The organism is Nonlabens agnitus (assembly GCF_002994045.1).
Taxonomy (GTDB): Bacteria; Bacteroidota; Bacteroidia; order Flavobacteriales; family Flavobacteriaceae; genus Nonlabens; species Nonlabens agnitus.
The window spans coordinates 3144380-3168583 of record NZ_MQUC01000003.1; the positions used below are offsets into that span (position 1 = coordinate 3144380).

The 24204-nt window shown below is 41.4% G+C and carries 20 protein-coding genes; 9 read left to right on the forward strand and 11 right to left on the reverse strand.

Translation table 11 applies throughout. The features are described 5' to 3' along the window. Window positions 1-62: 62 nt before the first annotated feature. The 3 genes from BST86_RS14490 to BST86_RS14500 are packed head-to-tail and all read right to left on the reverse strand — an operon-like array spanning window position 63 to window position 4210. Window positions 63-2411 (reverse strand): DUF2309 domain-containing protein, encoded by a 2349-nt coding sequence (locus BST86_RS14490; RefSeq protein WP_105983867.1) that lies wholly within the window; start codon window positions 2409-2411, stop codon window positions 63-65. A 5-nt stretch (window positions 2412-2416) separates the two neighbouring features. Next, window positions 2417-3871: a proton-conducting transporter transmembrane domain-containing protein gene (locus BST86_RS14495; RefSeq protein WP_105983868.1), complete on the reverse strand. Its 1455-nt coding sequence runs from the start codon at window positions 3869-3871 to the stop codon at window positions 2417-2419. Window positions 3872-3913: 42 nt separating this feature from the next. Next, a complete protein-coding gene (locus BST86_RS14500) occupies window positions 3914-4210 on the reverse strand; it encodes a hypothetical protein (RefSeq protein ID WP_105983869.1) in 297 nt (98 codons plus the stop codon). Between the two features lie 89 nt (window positions 4211-4299). Here BST86_RS14500 and BST86_RS14505 point away from each other — a divergent pair, with 89 nt between their 5' ends. Then, window positions 4300-5223, forward strand: coding sequence for a LysR family transcriptional regulator (locus tag BST86_RS14505; protein ID WP_105983870.1), 924 nt, complete (start codon window positions 4300-4302; stop codon window positions 5221-5223). An 85-nt stretch (window positions 5224-5308) separates the two neighbouring features. Here BST86_RS14505 and groL read toward each other — a convergent pair whose 3' ends face one another. From groL to miaB, 7 genes are all read right to left on the reverse strand, one after another. Beyond that, window positions 5309-6946, reverse strand: coding sequence for a chaperonin GroEL (groL, locus tag BST86_RS14510; protein ID WP_055411910.1), 1638 nt, complete (start codon window positions 6944-6946; stop codon window positions 5309-5311). A gap of 103 nt (window positions 6947-7049) precedes the next feature. Next, on the reverse strand, window positions 7050-7325 hold the full coding sequence (locus BST86_RS14515; RefSeq protein WP_105983871.1) for a co-chaperone GroES: 276 nt from the start codon (window positions 7323-7325) through the stop codon (window positions 7050-7052). A 142-nt stretch (window positions 7326-7467) separates the two neighbouring features. Beyond that, window positions 7468-7827, reverse strand: a complete 360-nt coding sequence (secG, locus tag BST86_RS14520) for a preprotein translocase subunit SecG (RefSeq protein WP_105983872.1) — start codon at window positions 7825-7827, stop codon at window positions 7468-7470. Next, window positions 7828-8652, reverse strand: a complete 825-nt coding sequence (locus BST86_RS14525) for a hypothetical protein (RefSeq protein WP_105983873.1) — start codon at window positions 8650-8652, stop codon at window positions 7828-7830. It lies immediately after the preceding gene. Continuing rightward, the gene (gene lptE, locus BST86_RS14530; RefSeq protein ID WP_055411914.1) at window positions 8646-9158 is read right to left on the reverse strand and encodes an LPS assembly lipoprotein LptE; all 513 of its coding nucleotides are present in this window, start codon (window positions 9156-9158) and stop codon (window positions 8646-8648) included. Before lptE ends, BST86_RS14525 begins: the two co-directional genes overlap by 7 nt. Further along, on the reverse strand, window positions 9148-10443 hold the full coding sequence (locus BST86_RS14535; protein WP_105983874.1) for a sigma-54 interaction domain-containing protein: 1296 nt from the start codon (window positions 10441-10443) through the stop codon (window positions 9148-9150). Before BST86_RS14535 ends, lptE begins: the two co-directional genes overlap by 11 nt. Window positions 10444-10446: 3 nt before the next feature. Beyond that, window positions 10447-11916, reverse strand: coding sequence for a tRNA (N6-isopentenyl adenosine(37)-C2)-methylthiotransferase MiaB (miaB, locus tag BST86_RS14540; protein ID WP_105983875.1), 1470 nt, complete (start codon window positions 11914-11916; stop codon window positions 10447-10449). A 321-nt stretch (window positions 11917-12237) separates the two neighbouring features. Between miaB and topA the strand changes: the two genes are divergently transcribed. The 7 genes from topA (at window position 12238) to BST86_RS14575 (ending at window position 21735) form a co-directional block, all read left to right on the forward strand. Then, the gene (gene topA, locus BST86_RS14545) at window positions 12238-14778 is read left to right on the forward strand and encodes a type I DNA topoisomerase (RefSeq protein WP_105983876.1); all 2541 of its coding nucleotides are present in this window, start codon (window positions 12238-12240) and stop codon (window positions 14776-14778) included. Between the two features lie 5 nt (window positions 14779-14783). Beyond that, window positions 14784-15944, forward strand: coding sequence for a formimidoylglutamase (locus tag BST86_RS14550; protein ID WP_105983877.1), 1161 nt, complete (start codon window positions 14784-14786; stop codon window positions 15942-15944). A 112-nt stretch (window positions 15945-16056) separates the two neighbouring features. After that, window positions 16057-17424, forward strand: a complete 1368-nt coding sequence (gene porK / locus BST86_RS14555; protein ID WP_105983878.1) for a T9SS ring complex lipoprotein PorK/GldK — start codon at window positions 16057-16059, stop codon at window positions 17422-17424. A 43-nt stretch (window positions 17425-17467) separates the two neighbouring features. Next, on the forward strand, window positions 17468-18133 hold the full coding sequence (porL, locus tag BST86_RS14560; RefSeq protein WP_105983879.1) for a type IX secretion system motor protein PorL/GldL: 666 nt from the start codon (window positions 17468-17470) through the stop codon (window positions 18131-18133). A gap of 45 nt (window positions 18134-18178) precedes the next feature. Next, complete coding sequence (gene porM / locus BST86_RS14565; protein ID WP_105983880.1) at window positions 18179-19729, forward strand: type IX secretion system motor protein PorM/GldM; 1551 nt, start codon at window positions 18179-18181, stop codon at window positions 19727-19729. Between the two features lie 10 nt (window positions 19730-19739). Further along, window positions 19740-20618: a type IX secretion system ring subunit PorN/GldN gene (gene porN, locus BST86_RS14570; protein WP_105983881.1), complete on the forward strand. Its 879-nt coding sequence runs from the start codon at window positions 19740-19742 to the stop codon at window positions 20616-20618. A 73-nt stretch (window positions 20619-20691) separates the two neighbouring features. Then, window positions 20692-21735 (forward strand): NAD(P)/FAD-dependent oxidoreductase, encoded by a 1044-nt coding sequence (locus BST86_RS14575; protein ID WP_105983882.1) that lies wholly within the window; start codon window positions 20692-20694, stop codon window positions 21733-21735. A 29-nt stretch (window positions 21736-21764) separates the two neighbouring features. On the opposite strand, the gene BST86_RS14580 is transcribed toward BST86_RS14575, so the two are convergent. Continuing rightward, a complete protein-coding gene (locus BST86_RS14580; RefSeq protein WP_105983883.1) occupies window positions 21765-22145 on the reverse strand; it encodes a DUF983 domain-containing protein in 381 nt (126 codons plus the stop codon). 57 nt (window positions 22146-22202) lie between these two features. On the opposite strand from BST86_RS14580, the gene BST86_RS14585 reads away from it, so the two are divergent. Next, a complete protein-coding gene (locus BST86_RS14585) occupies window positions 22203-24131 on the forward strand; it encodes an ABC-F family ATP-binding cassette domain-containing protein (RefSeq protein ID WP_105983884.1) in 1929 nt (642 codons plus the stop codon). Window positions 24132-24204: the final 73 nt, after the last annotated feature.

Here is a 24204-nt window from a genome sequence, read left to right on the forward strand (position 1 = left end):
GGTTCTTTATGATAATCTTTTTCAAGACATATCCCGTAGAGGGAAGTGTTGGGCAATAAACTTTAAATAGGAACTGATACTTCCATTTTTTGATTAGCGTACTGATTCGTCATCTTGAACCAATTAGTAATGGCGTCATACTTAAACAGCGAATCGTTTTTACTAGGATCCATGACCAAAAGGTGAATCCATTGGTTTTCTATAAGGCCTTTAAGCCGTTCATTGTTTGCCAATATCTTTTCAACGCGTTCTAAAGGTGACTGTATTATTACTGAAAGTCTCAACGGCTCGTGATAATTGTCTTGATCTGTCGCATTAACTGATTCTAACGGCAAGCCCATTTTAAGATCACCGCCATTACCTTCTACGACTCCGTAATGGCCTGTAACATTATGAAACACCTTTGTGCCACCACCCAGTTTTTTGTTGCTTACGGTTGAGAAATAGTAATGGTTGTTGATCCATTGGGTCACAGTCATAGGTCCTTGCATGATGGTTTCAAGGGCTGCTCCTGTCTCATCCTGTTCCCAGTTGTACGAGTGTAAGAAACACCTACCATCTAGATTATGTGACTTAGTTAAACTTCTATGGCCTATTATAAACCCTGCATTTTTTGCAAGTCCCCATTCCGGTCTGGTCTCGCTCCAGTCATTTGCTTTTGTCTCAGCAAGAGTGGTGGCGTTTGCGTTTACCTTAAGTCTGCTTTTTGTGGCGTTTTCCTGCACGATTTTAAGATCTGCCTTTATCTGGGAAACGTCATTCTTGTGAGTTTCTGGAACATGACTATCAAAAAGAATGATCTCATCAGTAGTAGTATTATGCTCTGCTGCTATAAAAATGGTTTTGTCTGTGATCTGAATATCAAACTCTAGGTCCATGACATTACGTACTGCAGGATCGTTACCTATCTGCGCGAGCAGTCTTGCATTATTTCTTCCTGGACTTGCCGCGCAAGCACCACAATCTAGACTGGAACCAAATGGATTGTTTGCCGTATGGCTTCCATGACCTGCTAGGATTATCACAGGCGCCAGATCAGCCCATCCCATAAGTTCAAATGCTCCTTTGAGAATTTTGGCCTTTTCTAATGTATCTACTGGATGTTGATGATCTTTATCGTTGGTTACCATTGCGGTATCACAAAAGTGTTCATGCGTTTCCTGTTGTTGTTTCTTTTTATATAAAGTCCGTGGCAAGGCTGTTCTACCTAATAAAGCTCCACCATACAAAGCGCCAGCACCTTCAACAAACCCAAAGGCCGAAGGCAACATGTTTTTCATACGAGTCAGGAAATACTTATGGAAACCAGTACGTTCTAAAGATTTTTTGCGTTTTTCAAATTTTTCACTCTGTTGTGGCCGAGCAGTTTCTCTTACGGTGTATGCCGATGGAACAATAGGCGGACAACTCTTACGGTTGATTCCTTGCTCTTCGTCCTGGTAGTCCATGGCGATACCGAAAAATCCAGCGTATCCAAAGGTCTCGTAATCACCAGCGGCTTCAATGTGTCTACGTATTTGTTCTGATCTGGTATCTATGCAAAAAACAAATTGAGCATCTGGTGTTTTAGCCTCAGGTTTAGAATCAGAATCAGATTCTTGGAGAGTCGCCACAAGTTTATTCTGATAACTATGTTCCCAGGCCTTCAAAAAGGCCAAATTAACGGCATGCCACTGGTCAGTGTAAACCTCACCTACATTTGTGTTGAGTAATGGCATCTGCATCGCCTGTGCTGTGAGGAGTCGCACCGCTAGATAATCTTGATTGGTGATGGGGTACGCTTGCTGCCATTCGGTTTGATAATGATTTCTATGGTTGATGTAGCCGGTCCATCCAGGTAAAGCAGCTAGATGCTGCGAGAAGATTTGTTCATAATCTTCAACATTATAAAACGCAAGGACTGATTCTAGCGCCTCTTCACTAGTTTGTGGTAGTTCTTTAGGATACTGGATCGATCCCTTTTCATAAGGTAATAGCTTTTTCCATGCTTGATAAAACCCTTTTTCCCTAAACGGCATACTCCATTCTGCAAGGCCTTCATCCATGAAAGCAGCGAGCCACTTGCTCATTTGCTGGTCCAGTTGAGCGATCTTCTTTGATTTTTTGCGAGTATGCGGTTTGCTCAATAGGTCAAGGCATTCTGTTGGTGATAGGGTGATGTGGTGTTCCCGTAACTGCGCTTCCAGTTCGGCAGTTTCGATGAGCCCTTGATCATAGGCTTTAGAGAGCATTTGGTAATCGGGATACAGGTTTGCCTGCAATGCTTTCTGTGCTTTTTGTATCGCTTTCGCGAAAGCGATATCTTCATAACCACTAAGCGGATTTGAAGTTACAAACGAATACAGCGGCCAGGTATGACCTATCACTTTTGAAGCTTGCTCAATTTGTTCTTTAAAGGTTGAAACTTTCATATGCTTTATGAATTATGGTTGAGGAGTGTTTGTGGAGCTGGTTGGGATGCGTTGAGTAGCTTCACATAGAGCCACGGCTGTCTTTTATACCATCCCAACTTCATGAAAAAGAATCCCACCAGGAATAGCCCGCCAAATAGTATTTCTATAAATGAGAGTGATAAAGGTGTGTTTACCATGGGCAGATCCTTCATCATAACGCTTACCCAATTGTACATCAAGGCGTATAGTGAGATACCAACTACAAATACTGCGATGGAAGCTATGGTCCCTTTGATATAGCCGTACGATTTTTGCTTTACAATATTATAGGTGGCCTGTCCTACGGTTATGGCTACAATCAATGTAAGGAAGATACCACTATCCAGGTTCCAGCCTTTTCCAGTAAGCAACATAAAAATATAAGCTCCTAAAACACTAGTGATTAATACAATAATTGCTTGAAATGGCTTTATACGAATCTTTTGTGAGATCGTTGGATAGGAGTTCTTAATTTCTTCACCAGAAGAAAGAAACAAATAAGCTTTATAAAATCCGTGAAGAATCAAATGGGCGATGGCAGCGTTGAAAAATCCTAGACCACATTGCATGATCATGAATCCCATCTGGGCAATAGTAGAGCAAGCAAGTTTGTGTTTTACTTGGACTTGTAACAATTTAGTAAACTGTGCTACGATGGCTGTGATCCCACCTATGACAAACAACATATCGTAGGTGTTTGAATAGAAAACCAGTGGAGCAAAAAGAACTAAAAGTATACCAGAGCCATTTACAAAACCAGCATGCATCATTGCAGATGCTGGCGTGGGCGCTGTCATGGCAGATAGCAACCACTTATGAAATGGAAACACAGCAGATTGCACCAGCGCTGCAAGGATGACGAGTCCTGCAGATATATAGAGCATCCGTTCTGGTAGCTCGGTGATTTTGAGTAGCATTCCGTTTAAGGTAAAGTCGTCAAGATAAAAGCTCATAGATAGAAGCCCTGCTGCCAGAAAACCGGAACCCATGGCAAATTGCTGGAACGTGAAGCGGCGAGCCTCTCGAGCTTCATTCCATTTTGTGTTGATTCCTATAAGTTGTGACATAAAATACCCCATCGATATCCAAGAAGCTATCACCAGGAAAATCGAGTTAGATGCCACCAACAGTAAAACCGACGCAGAGAAACAAAAAGCATTCAAACTGAACGCTCTTTGAAAAAACGTGCCTTTGAGATAGTTTTTTGAATAATTAGCTACGATCGCGCTGAAAAAAAGTACCGTTAGCCAGATCAATGCGGTAAAACCATTAAACTGGAATATACTCGTTTCATATGCTGGTAAGTCAGGATAGGTGAAAGCTACGTAACCCAGCAATGTGATAAATACTGACCAGTATGCGATAGGAGCGATTCTTGACAATGCAGGAATGGTTGCCGTCTTATGTTGAGATAGCCTTGAATTTATGGTGATTTCCATTATTGAAGTTTTGGATGAATATGTTTTTCTGGAAAAGATGACTTATTCCTCAATGGTGATCTTTAGCTTTCCTTCAATCTTTATAGAGCATCCAGTGACCTCTATTTGTTTCATGAACTCTTCAAAATTCTCCAGGTCAAGCTCTAGTTCATTTACTCGGTTATCGATGTCGCGGCAGTCTAATTTGTTATTAGCTTCCCATAATTGCCACTTTTGAACTTTATGGAAGTTGATTTTGTGCTGTAGCAAGGTGGTGACGACGTGTGATGCTTCGGTCTTGTTGAACTTTCCTTTTACCAGTTGTAAGGTTGTAGTTGGTGTCTTCACTTCTGTATTCATGATATAGGTTTTAAAGTTTAGGACAAAGATGTGGAGAGTTGGTTATATATTTTTATTTATATTTAATATGATAAACATTAATAAAAATTATGCATTACACTTTTCATCAGCTTCAAATCTTCTGTAAGATTGTGGAACTGCGTAGTATAACAAAGGCATCAGAGCACTTGAACCTAACGCAGCCCGCAGTATCTATTCAGCTCAAAAATTTTCAGAATCAGTTTCCTATAGCGTTGACAGAAGTAGTAGGTAGGCAGTTGTTTGTGACTGATTTTGGTAAAGAAATCGCGGTCGCCGCCCAAAGGATTTTAGAAGAATCCCAAACCATCAATTACAAGACAACGGCTTATCAAGGGAAATTATCAGGAAGGTTGAAGATTGCCAGTGCGTCTACAGGTAAGTATGTAATGCCCTATTTTATTTCTGATTTCTTTTCTAGCAATCCAGAAATTGAACTTTTTATTGATGTGACTAATAAAGCTAAAGTGGTCAACAGCCTAGAAAATAATGAAGTGGATTTTGCTCTCGTGTCTGTACTTCCAGATAAGTTAAAATTGGAATCTGTCTCGCTCATGTCTAATAGCCTCTATCTAGTAGGTAGTAAAGCATTCAATATAGAAAAGAGAAGATCCATCAAGGATCTTTTTGAAAAAACACCTCTTATTTACAGAGAGAACGGATCGGCTACCCGCAATGCTATGGAACAGTTCATCCTAAAAAAGGGATATAAAGTCAATAAAAAAATAGAATTGAAATCTAATGAAGCCGTTAAACAAGCAGTCCTTGCTAATATGGGTCTGTCTATTGTACCTCTCATAGGGATTAAAAACGAACTGAAAAATGAAGAGTTGCAGATTATTCCAGTAAAAGGATTGCCACTGCACACCAATTGGAACCTGGTATGGTTATCGGCAAAAAAGTTATCGCCTGTGGCGCTGGCTTATCTTGAATTTATAAAGGACAAGAAGGATTCAATAATTGAGCGTGACTTCCAATGGGTTAATGATTTCTAGTTTTATTGACTAATTGCTCTACTATTTGAAAACAAAAAAGCCATCTCAAACGAGATGGCTTTCTTAATAGGAATGCGTTACGATCTTACATCATACCTCCCATGCCGCCTGGCATACCACCTGGCATGCCGCCGCCAGCACTGTCTTCCTTGATCTCGATCAAGGCACATTCTGTAGTTAGGATCATACCAGAAACTGATGCTGCATTCTCTAATGCAACGCGAGTTACTTTTTTAGGATCGATGATACCTTCTTTAAGCATATCTACATACTTATCGTTTTTAGCATCATAGCCATAGTTTCCTTTAGATTCCAAGATCTTTGAAATGACCACACTTCCTTCACCACCAGCATTTTCTACGATGGTACGTAGTGGGCTTTCAATCGCTCTTGCAACAATGGAAATTCCAGTCTCTTGATCAAAATTCACCGCTTTTAGTTTTTCAAGTACTGATTTTGCTCTTACTAGTGCAACTCCACCACCAGCAACAATACCTTCTTCTACCGCTGCGCGAGTAGCGTGAAGAGCATCATCTACACGGTCTTTCTTTTCTTTCATCTCTACTTCACTAGCAGCACCTACATAAAGTACGGCAACACCACCAGCAAGTTTAGCTAGACGCTCTTGAAGCTTTTCCTTGTCATAATCAGATGTGGTGTTCTCGATTTGAGATTTGATCTGACCTACACGGTCCTTGATGTCCTTATTGGAACCTGCACCGTTTACGATAGTAGTGTTGTCTTTGTTGATATCTACTTTCTCAGCAGTACCTAACATATCGATGGTTGCATTCTCGAGGGTAAATCCTCTTTCTTCAGAGATTACGGTACCACCAGTTAGAATCGCAATGTCTTCCAACATAGCTTTTCTACGGTCACCAAATCCTGGAGCTTTTACAGCTGCAATCTTCAATGCCCCACGTAATTTATTCACTACTAGTGTAGCAAGTGCCTCACCATCTACATCTTCAGCAATTATAAGAAGTGGTTTTCCTGATTGTGCTACTGGTTCTAAAACCGGCATCAAATCTTTCATGGTAGAGATCTTCTTGTCAAATAACAAGATGTATGGATTCTCTAACTCGGTAGTCATTTTCTCACTGTTGGTCACAAAGTAAGGAGAAAGGTAACCGCGGTCAAATTGCATACCTTCTACAACGTCCACATAAGTTTCAGTTCCTTTTGCTTCCTCAACGGTGATGACACCTTCTTTACCCACTTTACCAAATGCCTTGGCGATCAAGTCACCTATCATCTCGTCATTGTTGGCAGAAATGCTTGCTACTTGCTTGATCATCTCGCTAGAGTCACCCACTTTTTTAGCCTGCTTTTCTAGATCTTTTACGATGGCCTCAACCGCTTGGTCGATTCCTCTTTTAAGATCCATTGGATTTGCACCGGCGGCTACGTTTTTCAAACCTTCTTTCACGATGGCTTGAGCAAGAACGGTTGCGGTAGTGGTACCGTCGCCGGCTAGATCATTAGTTTTGCTGGCTACTTCTTTTACCATTTGTGCGCCCATATTCTCCAGCTCGTTCTCTAGCTCGATTTCTTTGGCTACGCTCACACCATCCTTTGTCACCACTGGTGCGCCAAATGATTTACCAATAATCACATTACGACCTTTAGGTCCCAAAGTTACTTTTACTGCATTTGCAAGTGCATCGACGCCACGTTTGATGCCGTCTCTTGCCTCGATGTCAAATTTTATATCTTTTGCCATTTCTTATTGTTTTACGGAATGACTGTCTAGAGACAATCCTTCATTTTGTTGTTATAGATTATGATTGTTGTTGTTTCGCTTTCGCGAAAGCGAACTAAATGTCCTACACGATTGCAAGAATATCGTCCTCTTTCATGATGAGATAATCGGTGCCTTCCAGCTTCAATTCTGTACCGCTGTACTTTCCATACAAGACAGTATCACCGACCTTTACGGTCATCTCGTGATCTTTCTTTCCCTTACCTACGGCCACGACGGTTCCCTGTTGAGGTTTTTCTTTTGCCGTGTCTGGGATGTAGAGGCCAGATGCGGTTTTTTGTTCTGCTGCGGTAGGTTCAATAAGAACTCTATCTGATAATGGTTGAATATTTAGTGCCATTTTTTAAAAATGTTTAAAGTTATTTAGTGATTGAGTAGTGTTCCATAAATATGCCACAAGACTATTGCTGACAAAACATCATATAAAAGAAATATCCAGCGCGATGGCTGGATATTTTGTCAGTATGATATGTTGTTGGAACTTATTGATCCGTATCTGTCGCGTCGTCTGCAGGTGTGCTTGCAGGAGTTTCAGGAGTTGTTGTATTCAAATCTGGAGTCTCTACTTGAACAGGCTCTGCGATCTGTCTGTTGCCAGCCGCGTTTTCTCTGATCAAGAATGTACTTGCCGCAAGTATAAATACCAATAGTAAGGTTGAAAGAACCCAAGTACTCTTATCCAAGAAGTCACCTGTTTTCTTAACACCACCCAATTGCTGGGTACCGCCACCACCAAAGCTAGAGGACAAGCCGCCACCTTTAGGATTCTGTACCATGATTACTACGACCAATAGAAAGGCGACAAATATGATGAGGCCTAAGAAAATATAAAATGAAGTCATTTAAGTATTACTTTGTAAGTTCTTGATTTCCCGAATTCGGTCTGCAAAGAAACCACTTTTTTCTGGATGCTGCAATATCAAAATCTCGTAAGATTTTATAGCCTTCTCATAGTTTTTTTGGGCTAGATAGACCTTGGCCAGCGTTTCTGTCATAAGTTGTTTCTCACCATCAGTGCTGTAGGCTTGTGGTAATTCGGCTATTCCCGATTTGCGAGGTGTGATACGAGGTTTTGCTTTGAGAAACTCATCAATACGTCGCATTTTTTCCAGTTTCTCCTCGTCGATTTCAATAGGTGGTGATGTAGTAGTAGGCTCTAGATCGTTGGACCTATCAATAGGTTTTAAGCTGGTGAGTTGAAGCCATTGATTGAAGCTGTACTTTTCATCTTTCTTGAATTCAAGCACTTTTTTATCAACGGTAGTTTCCGGCTGTTTTTTCTCAAAAAGATCTACATCAGTAACCTTTTGGAAATCGGTATCTGCGTTGAGGTCGTTGGTTCTTATTTGAATTTCCTCTGCAACTACTTCAATATTTTCTAGCTGTTCCTGTTGGGCTTTTATTTGCTCGCTTATTCTATTTTGCAGGAAAACATCAGAGGTAATAAAATCAAAAAGTACCGCTCTATCTGCCGTGTGCGCCGCAGTAACTTGTAATTCTTTGTTGTAGCTAGGGCTTTGTGCGTTGTGTAAACCTTTGAGATAAACACTACGTGGTGCTTGAAAATAAGGATACTCTTTAATTACGGTTTCCAGAATAGGTAGATCGTCTGCATGTACCTCGCTAGGGTTTGATAGAACGTGATGTAATCTATCTGTATTTACCATTTGGCAAGCGTATCGTTGAAAATGTCTTGGGTAATTTGTGTGAAGATGACCTCAAGTGCGGTGTCTAGAGCAGCGTTTTGCAAAATCGTATTGGCATCATAGTCATAGTAGAAACTGTAGGGCTTTTCAAAACTTTCCTCGTCATTCTTGGTATTGATAAATCGAACATTGATGTCAATCGTCAATCTGTTTTGTGAAGCACGATTATTTGCTGTTGCAGTGATAGGAGAAATGTAGTATCGAGTGATCTCACCTTGATAGATATAGTCGCCATTAGAAGTTACCAAGGTCAAACTACTCTGATCTTGAATGAGATCTTGTAAGGCTAGAGTAAAGGTACGCTCGATACCAACCTCAGTTTGTACGGCTGTATATCCAAAATAATCCACTTGAAACGTCTTGATATTATCAGGAATTGAGACCGCGTTGAGCCGATAAAACCCACATGATTGAAGACTTATAGCTAGCAGTAAAGCAATACTTATTCTTATTATCTTAAAGGTCATATTGCTTTATTTTGCGATACAAAGTTCGTTCTGAAATACCTAAATCATCAGCAGCAGCCTTTCTTTTGCCTTCATGGCGCTCCAGCGATTTTTTAATTAATTCAATTTCTTTCTCTACTAAGGAGAGTGATTCTTCTTCTTCAACTTCCGTAGCAAAGTCATATCGATCTACCACAGGATCTGCCTCGTTTGTGGAAGGTTGTACGACATTCCTATCATAAGCATCTTCCTGACTTACTTCATAAGCCTGATCGATAACGTCTTCATAGTCGTCAGTATTGCTGTTGCTCTCACTGCTGCCATAGATACGATTGATCAATCCTTGTTGTTTTTCCTTAACGTCAACGCTGCTGCCGCTGTTCATCAACTCATTAGTCAATTTTTTGAGGTCATTCAAATCGTTCTTCATGTCGAACAGCACCTTGTAAAGTATCTCACGCTCATTGGCAAATTCGCTATCGCTTTTTTTCTTCTCGCCAATGACTGCCGGTAAATTGCTGCCAGCATCCGGAAGGTAATTTTTTAGGGTAGCGCCCGTGATGTTGCGGTCCTTTTCCAAGACACTTATTTGTTCTGCAATATTGCGCAGCTGTCTAATGTTACCGCTCCATCTATAGTTTTTGAGTAGCGATATCGCGTTATCATCCAGTCGCAGGGTTGGCATCTTATATTTCCCTGCAAAGTCAGATGCAAACTTGCGGAACAACAAATGAATGTCATCTTTTCTCTGGCGCAATGGTGGTAACTCAATCTCTACGGTACTCAATCGATAATAAAGATCTTCTCTAAACTTCCCTTTCTCAATAGCCGTAAACATGTTGACATTAGTTGCCGCAACGATGCGCACATCTGTTTTTTGAGTTTGGGAAGATCCTACTTTTAGGAATTCACCATTTTCAAGTACACGTAATAAACGTACCTGTGTAGGTAGCGGCAATTCACCAACTTCATCAAGGAATATGGTACCGCCATCGGCTACTTCAAAATAACCGCTTCGGGTTTGCGTAGCACCTGTAAAAGCACCTTTTTCATGACCAAATAGTTCTGAATCGATAGTTCCTTCTGGTATCGCACCACAGTTTACAGCAATATATTTGGCGTGCTTTCTAAAGGATTGCGAGTGGATGATGCGTGGTATACTTTCTTTTCCAACTCCACTTTCTCCAGTGACTAATACAGAAATATCAGTTGGTGCTACTTGTAATGCTTTTTCAATCGCACGATTAAAGGTTGGATCGTTCCCTATAAGTTCAAAACGCTGTTTGACAGATGTTACTGTTTCCATAAGTTAAGCTTGAATTCTAACAGGTCCTTCCATATCACTGTAGCCTATAGCTTGTCCTATAAGCGTTGCGCCAGTGCAATCATCTACACGTACCATAACCATGTCACCTACTTTATAATTCTCTTTTGGGAAAACTGCCACTACATTGTGCGAGGTTTTTCCAGCCCATTGATCGGCAGATTTTTTGGACTCTTTTTCAATAAGAACCTCGACTATCGTGTTGAGGTTTTGTGCGGTGCGCATGGCACTATGTTCCTGTTGCAGGTCTATGATTTCAACAAGTCTGCGATGTTTTACTTCATCTGGAACATCATCTTCCATCTTGCGTGCCGCCAGCGTGCCAGGTCTTTCAGAATAGGCAAACATGAATCCAAAATCATACTTCACATATCGCATCAAGCTCAAGGTGTCTTGATGATCTTCTTCAGTTTCTGTTGGGAAACCTGCGATCATATCTTGAGATATGGATACTCCTGGAATAATCGCTTTGACACGATCAATTAAATCCATGTATTCCTGCCTGGTGTGCAGACGATTCATCGCCTTAAGAATGCGATCACTACCAGATTGCACCGGTAAATGGATGTAGTCACAAATATTTCTGTGGGCAGCCATCGCGTGTAATACATCATCACTAATGTCTTGAGGATTGCTGGTAGAGAATCGTATTCTCATATGCGGTTGCGCATTAGCCACTTTATGTAGTAATTGAGCAAAATCTACCGCGGTAGCCTTGGCCATTTTACTGGCTTTTTTAAAGTCCTTTTTGAGGCCGCCACCATACCATAGATAAGAGTCTACGTTTTGACCCAGTAAAGTGATTTCCTTAAAACCTTTAGCTGCTAGATCATTGACCTCTTCTAAGATACTATAAGGATCACGGCTGCGCTCGCGACCGCGAGTAAAAGGTACCACACAAAAAGTACACATATTATCGCAACCACGTGTGATGGAGACAAAAGCCGTCACTCCATTAGAATGTAAACGCACTGGCGCCACATCACCATAAGTTTCATCACGAGACAAGAGGACATTTACGGCATCGCGGCCTTCGTCAATTTCAGCTATCAGGTTGGGTAGGTCTTTGTAGGCATCAGGTCCTACGACCATGTCAACAATTTTTTCTTCTTCGAGGAATTTCTCCTTCAATCGCTCGGCCATACAGCCCAAAACACCAACTTTCATCTGCGGATTGAACTTCTCCTTTACCGCATTGTATTTTTCCAGACGCTTGCGCACGGTCTGTTCTGCCTTGTCTCTAATCGAGCAAGTGTTGACTAGAACCAGGTCTGCTTCTTCCAGTTTTTGAGTGGTGTTGAATCCTTGCGTGGCAAGGATGGACGCAACAACTTCGCTATCGGCAAAATTCATCTGGCAGCCGTAGCTTTCAATGAATAATTTACGCTTATTTTGTTGCAACGGTGCAACTTCCAGCGCCGTTCCTTGTTTTTCTTCTTCTATAATTTTTTCCATCTGCATGCTTCTCTAATCGAGTTTGCAAAGATAGTTTTTTGAATGAATTGTGACAAGTTGACAGTATCAAACTTGAGGATGATGATGAGTTCGCTTTCGCGAAAGCGAAATTCCATCCATCTTTAAGGCTAGTCCAATTTCTCATGGGATTAGCACAAGATCATGCAGCTTCAAAGACTGTAATTTTTGTATCCTTAATATATAAACAGCAGCAAATGAAACCTTTATCATCAAAAACGGATTTGTAAACTGCTGTTTAACAACGATTTATATTTTAAATAAAAATATGATATACCTTTGCAGCCTAAATCACACAGCTGAATGGCAAAGAATCTGGTAATTGTAGAGTCGCCCGCAAAGGCAAAAACGATCGAGAAATTTCTAGGGAAAGACTATAAGGTAGCCTCTAGTTTTGGACATATCGCAGACTTGCCGGCAAAAGAACTGGGCGTTGCGGTGGACAAAGGCTTTGAGCCTAAATATATCGTGAGCAGTGACAAGAAGGATCTGGTCAAGAAGCTCAAGAAAATGGCAGCCGAATCTGATATGGTCTGGCTCGCGAGTGATGAGGACCGTGAAGGAGAAGCCATCGCATGGCACCTTGCAGAGCAGCTGGATTTGAAAAAAGACAAGACTAAGCGTATTGTTTTTAATGCAATTACAAAAAGTGCCGTTCAAAAGGCCATTGATAATCCACGCAGCATCGACTATGACCTGGTCAATGCGCAGCAGGCGAGACGAGTGCTGGACAGAATTGTTGGCTACGAGATCTCACCTATATTATGGAGAAAGGTAAAAGGTGGCGCCAGTGCTGGCCGTGTTCAATCTGTAGCAGTGCGACTGATTGTAGAGCGTGAGCAGGAAATATTAGATTTTCAAGGCGACAATTTTTATCGTGTGGATGCAGATTTTGCTACAGACGATAAGAAAACCCTTAAGGCCAAACTACCATCAAACCTATCCAGCCGCAAGGAAGCAGAAGATTTCCTGGATTTAAATAAAGGAGCCAAATTTCACGTATCAGATCTGGTTAAAAAACCAGCCAAAAAATCTCCTGCTCCACCATTTACAACTTCGACTTTACAACAAGAAGCTTCCAGAAAGCTGTCTTTTAACGTGAGCCGCACCATGCAGCTGGCGCAAAGGTTATATGAAGCCGGTCTCATTACTTATATGAGAACAGATAGTGTCAACTTGAGCAGTGAGGCAAAAAGTGGTGCTAAAGATGAGATCTTAAAAGCCTATGGCAAGGATTTTCATAAAGAGCGCAATTATAAAGGAAAGTCAAAAGGAGCCCAAGAAGCTCACGAGGCCATAAGACCTACTGACTTTGCTTTGCATTCTTCTGGAGCAGATCGTGATCAGACCAGATTGTATGAATTGATCTGGAAACGCGCTATCGCATCACAAATGAGCGACGCCCAGTTAGAGCGCACTAATGTTACTATCGCTGCAGACAAGCACGATAAAAACTTTACGGCCAGTGGTGAAATCGTCAAATTTGAAGGTTTCTTGAAGGTGTATCTGGAAAGTACAGATGATGAAGATCTGGAACAAGAAGGATTGTTGCCACCATTGAAAAAAGGACAACAACTTACTAATAAAAAGATTACTGCTACAGAGCGTTTTTCACGACCACCTTATCGTTATAGTGAAGCATCTTTAGTGAAGAAATTGGAAGAACTGGGTATAGGTCGTCCATCCACTTATGCACCTACCATCACTACGATTCAAAACCGTAAGTATGTAGAAAAAGGACAAAGTACGGGAGAAGAACGTGCTTACGTTCAGCTAGTTTTGAAAGATTCCAAAGTGGTAGAAAAAGAACTTTCTGAAACTACTGGTAGTAATAAGGGAAAACTAATACCAACAGATGTAGGTCGAGTGGTAAATGATTTCCTAGTAGAGCATTTTGAGAATATTCTCGATTATAACTTTACAGCCAAAGTAGAAGAGTCTTTTGACAACATCGCCGAAGGAAAGGAAGAATGGACTGATATGATGGACCATTTCTATAAAAATTTTCACCCAACGGTTACAGATGTTGCAGAAAATGCAGAACGTGAAGTAGGCGAGCGAGTGCTGGGAACAGATCCTAAAACAGGTAAACCTATATCGGTTCGTTTAGGAAGATTTGGTGCGATGGCTCAAATTGGTTCTGTAGAGGATGAGGAAAAACCTCAATTTGCCAGTTTGTTACCGTCACAATCTTTGAACACAATTACTTTGGAAGAAGTTATGGACTTGTTCAAGTTGCCTAGAACTCTAGGCGAATACAACGGTCATCCAGTTGAGGTGAACCAAGGTCGATTTGGCCCATACGTGAAATTCAACGAGAAGACCTTTGTGTCTTTGGAAGATGGCGATGATCCTATGTCACTGACTTTTGAGCGTGCTGCAGAACTTATTGCAGCAAAAGAAAAGGCAGATGCTCCTATATATATGTACGACGAGCAACCGGTTACTAAAGGTGTAGGTCGTTTTGGTCCGTACATCAAATGGGCAGGAATGTTCATCTCTGTCAACAAGAAATACGATTTTGATAACCTGACAAACGATGATATCGAGACCTTGATCAAGGATAAAATCCAGAAAGAGAAAGACAAGCTTATCGTTGACTGGGAAGAAGAAGGCATCAGGATTGAAAAAGCACGTTGGGGTCGACACAATATCATCAAGGGTAAAACGAAGGTCGAACTTGCTAAAACCATCGATCCTTTGAAGATCACTTTAGAGGAAGCTAAAGAGATGATCGCTAAAAAAGCTCCCAAGAAAAAGGCGCCAGCCAAGAAGAAGGCTGCCACTAAGAAAAAAGCACCAGCTAAGAAGAAGACCGCTTCCGCGAAAGCGAAAAAGAAATAAGCTTCATGAGTCTAGAATATCTCCAGCCTATTGATGATGCCACGGTGGCACACGCTAGGATTCAAGAAGAACGTACACTAGGTAAGACCATCCTGCTACATACAAAGCAGGATGGTCTTCCTGATTTGGGTAAGTTGGACATTGTCCTGATTTCTATTTTGGAAAACCGCAGAGATCAAAATGCGTTGCTACCCATGGGAAATCTGGATGGTGTACGTCGCAAACTGTACGAACTGTTCCCGGGAAACTGGCACAGCACCATCGCAGACCTAGGCGATATCCAGGCCGGCGAGAGTGTTGAGGATACCTATTATGTGGTAAGGGAATTAACCGCCTATTTTCTCAAAGAGGAAATATTACCCATCATTCTAGGTGGTAGTCAGGATTTGATGTATCCCATGTATAGGGCGTTTGATGATATTAAAGCTATGATCAATGTGGTCAATGTTGACCATCGTTTCGATCTTGGGAATATTGAGATGCCTATCGATAGTCATAGCTATATAGGTAAAATGGTGGCGACAGAACCTTATAATCTTTTCAATTACAGCAATCTGGGTTATCAAACCTATTTCAATTCTCAAGAAGAAATTGATCTACTGGACCGTCTATTTTTTGATGCCATAAGATTAGGAGAACTTCAAGGAGATATGACCATCGCAGAACCCGTAATAAGAGACTGTGATTTGCTGGGAATTGATCTTTTAAGCGTTCAAGCAAATGATCTTTTATATGATAAAGGGCACCCAAATGGATTTCAATCGGCTCAAATGTGCAGTTTGTCGAGATATTCTGGAATTAGCGATCGATTAAAAGCATTCGGAATTTTTGAGATTCCTAGTGGTGATTTTCCAGTTTTGGAAAGTGCTGTTTCACAGATCATCTGGTACTTCCTTGAGGGCTATAATTTTAGGCATGGTGAGTACCCGATTAACGTTTCATCGGGATTTTTGAAATATCAGGTTCCTATTGAAGATCAGATACTTAACTTTTACAAATCTGTTAAAACAGAGCGCTGGTGGATTGAATTGCCCTTTAATTCGGCCATCAATAATAAACTAAAACAATACACGTTATTACCGTGTGACAAGAAGGATTATCTTCAAGCTACCGATCAAATTTTGCCAGAACGGTGGTTAAAAGCACGTCAAAAAAACGAGATATAATCGATTGTTCAAGAGTTTTTTTAATCAATAATCAAAAGGAATTAGTTGGCGAATTCAAATCTTTTAGATAGGTTTACCAGCTTAAATCTTAAACCAAAGAGGTAACATACTTATGAAAAAATTACTAATGCTCGTGGCGGTTGTCGCATTTCTTGCCAGTTGTGGTAAAGGCGATCGCGGTCAACTGGTAGGTGTAAAGGGTAAGAAATGGCATCCAGAAAAACCGTATGGTATGACTCTGGTTCCTGGTGGATCTTTTATCATGGGTAAAGCAGATGATGATATCGCTGCAACACTCAATGCTCCAGCCAAAACAGTTACAGTGCCATCCTTCTATATGGATGAGACTGAGATTACTAACTCAGAATACAGACAGTTTACAGAATGGGTGCGTGACTCAACCCTAAGGATGAGACTTGCCATACTTGCAGACGATGAAGGTTTGACGCCAGGTGATGGTGGTACAGGCGATTTTGCGTTCAAGGATGCTAGTAATGAAGACCCATCAGTTTGGGAGCAATATGTAGAAGATAACTACATAGGTTTAGGCGAAACAGGTTATGAAGGCCGTCAATTAAACTGGGATGAAGATCTTATCTGGGATACAGAAGATATTCCTGACGAATATTATGCAGAGGCTTACGATTCCATGTACATTCCTTTTGAAGAAGCTTATAACGGTAAGCGATCCGTCGATGTGGAAAAACTCATTTTTAGATACTCTGTAAAGGATATTCAAAAAGCAGTGAAAAATCCTGGTTTGAGTAGAAAGGAGTTCATTAAGACTTACATTACCAAGATCTATCCGGACACTACTGTATGGATTCGTGATTTTAACTACAGTTATAACGAGCCAATGCACAATGATTATTTCTATCATGAAGCATATAGCGACTATCCTGTAGTAGGTGTGAACTGGATGCAGGCAAAAGCTTTCGCACAATGGAGAACTTTATATCACAATGGTTACCGTAGAAAGCAAAAAGGACGCGACGACGTTTTCCCTTACAGACTACCTACTGAGGCAGAATGGGAATATGCGGCTCGTGGCGGTCTAGAAGGTGCAACGTTTCCTTGGGGTGGACCTTATGCTAAAAACGACCGCGGTTGTTTCTTGGCAAACTTCAAACCTTTACGTGGAGATTACGCGGCAGATCAAGCTCTTTATACAGTAGAGGCAGATGCGTACGAGCCTAACGATTACAATTTATACAACATGTCTGGTAACGTTTCAGAATGGGTGAATTCATCCTACGAGCCAGGAGCGTATGAGTACATGAGTTCCATGAGTCCAATCGTAAATGATGAAAACAACCGCCGTAAAGGTGTGCGTGGTGGCTCTTGGAAAGATGTTTCCTACTTCCTGGAAGTCGGTACAAGAGATTATGAATACCAAGACTCTGCAAGAAGTTACATCGGCTTTAGAACCGTTCAATCTTATGTAGGTACTGATGTCACCTTGAACGCAGCAACAAATTAAACTTACCCAAACAATAACTATCAATAACTAAAGGTCCCTATCAATGGCACAATCTAAAACAACAAAGAAATTATTTAACATGGCTTACGGTCTTGGAGCCGCAGTCGTAATCGTTGGAGCACTTTTCAAAATCCTTCACTGGGAATTGCCTCTAGGGTTTTATACCTTAACAGGTGGTGACCTTTTGGCTATTGGACTTTTAACTGAGGCCGCCATTTTTGCGATATCCGCGTTTGAGCCTGTTGAGGATGATGTTGATTGGTCCATCGTTTATCCAGAGCTTGCTGGTGGTCCCGCTTCCGCGAAAGCGAAAAAGACAACCGTCATCGAGGAAGAAGAAGCGTCAGGAATGTTATCCAAGAAATTGGATGCCATGCTTAAGGATGCCAAAGTAGATGCCGCATTGATGGAAAGTCTAGGAACCAGCATTAGAAGTTTTGAAGGAGCGGCCAAAGGAATCGCACCAACTGCTGAAGCAATGTCTTCAACTAAGAAATATTCTGAAGAGATGGCTCTTGCCGCAGCTCAAATGGAATCATTGAACAGCCTTTACAAAGTACAGGTAGAAAGTACCGCACGCCAGGCCGAGGTGAATGAGCAAGTAGCTCAAAACGCTGGACGTCTTAAAGATCAAATGGAAGGATTAGCAAATAACCTGAGCAGCCTTAACGGCGTTTATGGTAACATGCTAGGAGCCATGAAGGGATAATTAGTAACAACAAACTAATCAAAAACCATTACTAATTAAATAATTATGGCAGGAGGACAAGGCCCAAGGCAGAAGATGATTAACCTAATGTATCTGGTTTTTATCGCGATGCTGGCATTGAACATGAGTAAGGAAGTCTTGACGGCTTTTGGTCTTATGGAAGAAAGCGTTGCTGATAATAACGAGACTCTAGAGGTGCGCAATGAAGCATCTTTTGAGGCGTTAGCAGCAAAAGCAAAAGAACAACCCAAACAATATCAAGAGGCAGCAGAATCTGCAGCTAAGGTGACGCAGATAAGTGAAGATTTTGACAATTATCTGTCAGAGCTTAAGGCAGAGATGATGGCTTCCATTGATCCAGAAAATCAAGGAGATTATCAATCACAGGATAAAACAGACTTTTTAGATACAAAGTTTTTCCAAGGTGATGGACTGTCTGAAGATGGAAAGGTTTTCATTCAACAAATGAACGATTACCGTACCGGTATGATAGCAGCACTCCCAGATGCTGGATATGACGCTTTGAAAGAAGAAATCAACAATAAGTTTGATACCAGCGATGTACTGTCCGAGCGCAGTAATCCAGACAGTGAGAAAATCAATTATTTGAATTATCACTTTGAAGGTTATCCATTAATTGCCTCGAAGGCAAAGATCACACAAATGCAAAACGACATCAAGAATGCTGAGGCAGATGTGTTAGGTCAATTGTTACAAGGTGAATTGATCGAGATTGCTTCCATGAATAACTATAGATCTATAGTGAGTTTGGAAAAAGGAGCATTCTTTAACGGTGAGACGGTTACTGGTGAGGTAGTATTGGGTCGTTACGATGATAATATGAAGCCAACAAAAGTGATCATCAATGGATCTGAGGTTCCAGCAAGTCAAATCCAAAATGGACGCGTGATGCTTAACTTCGGTGCAGGTGCTGTAGGTGATAAAGAAATCACTGGTGAGATGCAATTTGTCGAAAATGGTGAAACCGTAACCATTCCTATCAATCAGAAATACTCTGTTATTGGTAAACCTAACTCTGCTACGATCAGTGCAGATAAAATGAACGTTGTTTATCGTGGTGTAGATAACCCAATGACGATTTCTTTTGCAGGAGTAGATCCTAGCAAGGTATCTGCAAGCGCTCCAGGTTTGAGCAGTCGCGGTGGATCTAGTTACTTGATGAAACCAGCTGGTGGAGCTAGTGTCAACATCAATGTGAGCGCAAAGCTTCCTGATGGATCAACAGCGACAGACAGTAAGTCATTCCGTATCAAAGATCTTCCTAATCCTACGGGATTGATCAGTGGAGAATTTGATGGTGTACGTAAAAACAGAGCCAATCTTGCAATATCAACGGTGTCTGCAGCGTTCTTAGACTTTGATTTTGATTTAACGCCACAAGTGACAGAATTTATATTTAAAGTTCAAGGACAGCCAGGTATCAAAGTATCTGGAAATAAATTGAACGACGCCGCAAAGGCAGCCTTACAACGTGCACCTCAAGGATCCATCGTACAGATCGCACAGATCAAAACGACCGTTCCTGGCGTACGTACTAAAGCAACGACACCGGTATCTGTTGAATTGACAGATTAACAATAATTCTATGATGAATAAATTAGTAGCCCTTTTTACGATCTTCCTCGCAGTTGGAATGGTTCAGGCTCAGAATAATATTCTGAATGCAAAATCATTTGACGAGATAGGTGAGAAAACACTCGAGCAAGTAATCAATGATAACGATAAGCCTTTGCCTTACGGTTTCGTTGGAGACCGTGATATCCTTTGGGAACGTAATGTTTGGGAAAAGATAGATCTTGATGAAAAGGTAAACTTTCCATTGTATTATCCAGTAGATACCAACTTTGTAGGTAGTGAACGTCGATCATTATTTCATGTGATTACTAAAGCTGCAGCAGAAGGTAAAGTGAAACTTTATGCGGACTCCTATGGTAATACAGAACGCAAGTTTGAGGATTTAGGAAGCAGTTTAAAGCGTGTAGATACTTCAGATGTTGGTATCCAGCGTTACAATGAAACTGGAAGCGTTCCTGCAGAATTCATCACTACAACGACTATCAATGCTAACATGGTTTCCCAGTATCATATACGTGGTGTATGGTATTTTGACAGCCGCCAGGCAGAAATGAAATATAGAATGATTGCGTTAGCACCAGTAACTCCAGACGTTAACTTTCTGGACGACCCTCAAGGTATTGAGTTGTTTTGGGTATTCTATCCAGACATGAGAGATATTCTACATGAGGCCAAAGTATTTAACGAAAAGAATTCCGCGAGGCCATTGACGTTTGACCATTTGTTGAATTCAAGACATTTCAATGCAACGATTTATAAGATTGATAACGTTCAAGGTGATCGCGAGATAGAAAGCTACATCACCAACAATTCCATGATGCAGTTGCTAGAGTCAGATCGACTTAAAGAAACGATCAGGAACTTTGAGCTGGATATGTGGAACTACTAAAACACTATCTTTTAAAACATAGCCTTGCATTGCAAGGCTTTTTTTATGCGCTAATGTGAGTACTTTTGAGCCTATGAAAGATGTGATTATAGTTGGTGGTGGTATTTCTGGAACTACGCTGGCATGGCAGTGGTTCTTGCAAGGTAAATCGGTGCAGTGGTATGCAGACGGCATTAAGTCTTCTAGCCATGTCGCTGCTGGTGTTTTTAATCCAGTGGTTCTCAAAAGATCCAGTCCTATCTGGAAGGCTCAAGAACAGCTGGACTTCATGTTTCCTTTTTATAAAGAGGTCGAGAAATATCTGGAAGCTCCAGTCATAGAACTTCTACCCGTATGGCGTCGTTTCCACGACTCAAAAGAGCGCGCCACGTGGACGAGAAAGTCTGTTAGGGAAGATCTGGACAATTTGATGCTAACGGAGCCTACAGACGATCCAATTGACGGAATTAAAGCCGCTAATGGTTATGGTATTGTCAAGCATACTGGATGGCTAGACACATTAAGTTACATGAAGAGCTCTATGGACTTCTTCAATTTGAGAAACGAATTCTTTGAGGAAGGTTTTGATTATGAAAAGCTTTCCATGTCAGACGATCTCATCACCTATAAGGATATTACTGCCCAAGCAGTGGTTTTTGCCGAAGGAAACCAACTGCCGCACAATCCGTGGTTTCATCAAATGCCGCTACAGGGAAATAAGGGAGAAATTCTCATTATACGTTGTCCAGGTCTACAATTGCAACAGATTGTCAAATCCTCAGTTTTCTTGATGCCCTATCGTGATGACTTGTTTTGGGTTGGTGCTACATACGATCGTGAATATGAATCTATACAGCCATCCCAAAAGGCAAAGGATTTTTTGATTTCAAAACTGGAAACCTTTTTAGAACTGCCTTATGAAATCGTAGACCACAAAAGCGGTATACGACCTACCACGATCGATAGAAGACCATTTCTGGGACTGCACAAAGAGTTCAAAAATCTGTATGTTTTCAATGGTATGGGAAGTCGAGCATCATTGATCGCGCCTTGGGCTTCAAAGTGCCTCTTTGACTTTATCTATCAAGACATAAGCCTACCTGCTGAGATGGATATTTCCAGATTTGAAGACCAGTAAATAAAGAAATTTAATCGCTGATTTTAGAGCTATTTGCTGGCCTTTTCAGGGTCGTAATCCATAAATATATTGATCCATATATTACGCGAAAGCCTTATTACAATGGGTAGTCCCAGAATCATCACCGCCATAATCACAAAAAAGATGCTCAGCGGCGTCATGTTAAATACAAAGTAGGTAATCACAAAAGTCGCAATCGCAATCGCCACGCCTACACCATAACTTACATACATAGAGCCATAGAAAAAGCTAGGCTCAATCTTGTATTTAGTCCCGCAATGAGAGCAGCGCTCGTTCATCTCTTGGGTTTTACTCGGTTTATAAAGATTGCCGCTGGTATACATGGATTCTTCCTGGCATACAGGACATGTGCCGGTAAAAATACTGTAGATTTTAGTGCCTTTTAGCATGGGAAAACTTTAGCGTTCATTTTGATAGATGCATCTTTGCAAAGATACAATTTTACTATGCTTAACATCCATGATTTGCACGTCAGCTTTGGCGGTGAACCGCTTTTTGAAGAAATAACTTTCAGGCTCAACGCAGGCAATCGCGTGGGCTTGATAGGAAAAAATGGCGCTGGAAAATCCACGATGCTTAAGGTTATAGCCGGCGATATTCCTGCAGATCAAGGTTCGCTCGCGATTGAGAAAGATGTAAGTATAGGTTTCCTTAGACAGGACATAGACTTTGAAATGGGTAGAACGGTCCTGGAAGAGGCGTATACCGCTTTCGCGAAAGCGAGATCCATAGAAGCCGATATGGACAAAATCAACCAACAACTAGCTACAAGAACTGACTATGAATCTGATTCCTATATGGAATTGATACAGTCCATAGGCGACCTCACGCACGAGTACGAGATCATAGGCGGTTACCAGTACAAAGGTGAAACCGAAAAAATCCTGAAAGGTCTCGCTTTTAAACCAGAACAGTTTGACAAACTTACAGATGAGCTCTCTGGTGGATGGCGCATGAGGATTGAGTTGGCAAAATTACTTTTGGAAAAGCACGACATCCTGCTGCTGGATGAGCCTACCAACCACCTGGATATAGATTCCATTCTTTGGCTGGAGCAGTTTCTGCAAACCTATCCTGGTGCCGTGGTGATCGTGAGCCACGATAAGATGTTTCTTGACAACGTGACCAATCGCACTATTGAGATAAGCCTAGGTCGTATCTATGATTACCCAAAACCGTATTCAAAATTTCTGGAGTTGAGAGCAGAGCTTAGAGAGCAGCAAGCGGCAACGGCCAAGAATCAGCAAAAAGAAATTGAGCGTACAGAAAAACTGATCGAGAAATTTAGGGCCAAAGCCAGTAAAGCCACCATGGCGCAATCACTGGTCAAGAAGCTCAATAGAATGGATGTGGTCGAGGTGGATCAAGTGGATAATGCTGCCATGAACATCAATTTTTCCCAGTCCATACAGCCTGGAAAAATTGTTTTGGAACTGGAACAGATCCAAAAGTCCTATGCCGATAAAAACGTACTGCGCAACATCGACCTGATGGTAGAACGTGGATCAAGACTGGCCTTTGTAGGTCAAAACGGTATGGGAAAATCTACACTGGCCAAAATCATTGTAGGCGACATCAAAGATTACAAGGGTAAAGTCAACCTGGGACACAATGTTCAGCTGGGCTATTTTGCACAAAATCAAGCCGAATATCTGGATGGAGAGAAAACCATACTGGATACCATGATCGACGCTGCAGACGATAGCAATAGGGTCAAGGTGCGAGACATGTTGGGATCTTTCCTATTCCGTGGTGATGAGGTGGAGAAAAAGGTGAAAGTCCTGAGTGGTGGTGAGCGCAATAGGTTGGCATTATGTAAACTACTGCTGCAGCCCTTCAACGTGTTGATTATGGATGAGCCTACTAACCACCTGGATATACAATCTAAAAACGTCTTGAAACAGGCCCTTGTCAAGTTTGAAGGCACTTTGATTGTGGTGTCTCACGACCGTGAGTTTTTGCAGGGATTGACAGACTTGGTGTATGAATTTCGCGATCATAAATTGCATTCCTATTTGGGAGATATCAACTACTACCTGGAGCAACGCAAGGCTCGCGATATGCGTGAGATTGAGAAGAACACAAAGGTGGATACGAGTTCGCTTTCGCGAAAGCGAGATACCACAGACAGCAAACCATCCTATGAGCAGCAAAAAAAGATCAAATCACTCAACAACCGTTTGTCCAATGCTGAATCTGAAATCAACAAGCTAGAGCGTGATATCAAGAAAATGGATGCAGATCTCGCAGCCAACTATGAAGAGACCGCAGCAGATGCGACATTCTTTGACAAGTATAAGGCAAAGAAAAAATCGCTGGATGAATGGATGAAAAAGTGGGAAGAAGTATCTGAAGAAATAGATGCCTTGGACTAGGTTAAAAGAATAGTTGTATCAACAGCTTTAAGGTTTTATTAACGCCACGCTTGCAGTGGTAACCTAGTTTTGC